Source organism: Ruegeria sp. L11 (genome assembly GCF_056531755.1).
On record NZ_JBQFMI010000049.1, the window covers coordinates 1 to 1,164 of the forward strand.

Sequence of the window (1,164 nt, forward strand, 5' to 3'; positions counted from 1 at the left end):
GTTGCCGTCTTCGCCGTTGGCGGCCAGGCCGTCGACCACTTCGATGATCCAGTCGGCGATCTGGCGGAACTCGGCCTCGCCAAAGCCGCGGGTGGTGCCGGCGGGGCTGCCAAGGCGGATGCCCGACGTGATGGTCGGCTTTTCCGGGTCAAACGGCACGCCGTTCTTGTTGCAGGTGATATGCGCCCGGCCCAGGGCCTTTTCGGTGGCGTTGCCCTTGACGCCCTTGGGGCGCAGGTCGACCAGCACCACATGGGTGTCGGTGCCGTGGGTCACGGTGTCGAGCCCGCCCTTGATCAGCTGATCGCTGAGCGCCTGCGCATTGGTCACGACCTGCTGGATATAGCTTTTGAACTCGGGGCGCAGCGCCTCGCCAAAGGCCACGGCCTTGGCCGCGATCACATGCATCAGCGGGCCGCCCTGAATGCCGGGGAAGATCGCCGAATTCACTTTCTTAGCGATATCTTCATCATTGGTCAGGATCATGCCCCCACGTGGGCCGCGCAGGGTCTTGTGTGTGGTGGTGGTCGCCACATGCGCGTAGGGGAACGGGCTGGGGTGCTCGCCCGCCGCAACCAGACCGGCGAAATGCGCCATGTCCACGTGCAGATAGGCGCCGACCATGTCGGCGATCTCGCGCATGCGGGCAAAGTCGATCTGACGCGGGATGGCCGAACCGCCCGCGATGATCAGCTTGGGGTTATGCTCTTTCGCCAGCGCCTCGACCTGATCATAGTCCAGCATGTTGTCCTGCTGGCGCACGCCGTATTGCACGGCGTTGAACCACTTGCCCGACTGGTTGGGCCGCGCGCCGTGGGTCAGGTGGCCACCGGCATCCAGGCTCATGCCCAGAATGGTGTCGCCGGGCTGGATCAGCGCCTGGAACACGCCCTGGTTGGCCTGGCTGCCCGAGTTCGGCTGCACATTGGCAAAGCCACAGCCAAACAGCTGCTTGGCGCGGTCGATGGCCAGATTCTCGGCGATATCAACAAACTCGCAGCCCCCGTAATAGCGCCGGCCCGGGTAGCCTTCGGCATATTTGTTGGTCATCACCGAACCCTGCGCCTCCATCACGGCGGCAGAGACGATGTTCTCGGACGCAATCAGCTCGATCTCGTCGCGCTGACGACCCAGCTCAGACCGGATCGAGCCAAAAAGCTCAGG

1 protein-coding gene is annotated in these 1,164 nt (G+C 64.2%); it reads right to left on the bottom strand.

Features of this window, described 5'->3' with window-relative positions; translation table 11 throughout:
* Positions 1–1,164: serine hydroxymethyltransferase (glyA, locus tag ACR0CE_RS20500; protein ID WP_480833610.1), on the bottom strand; the 1,164-nt coding region annotated here is incomplete at both ends.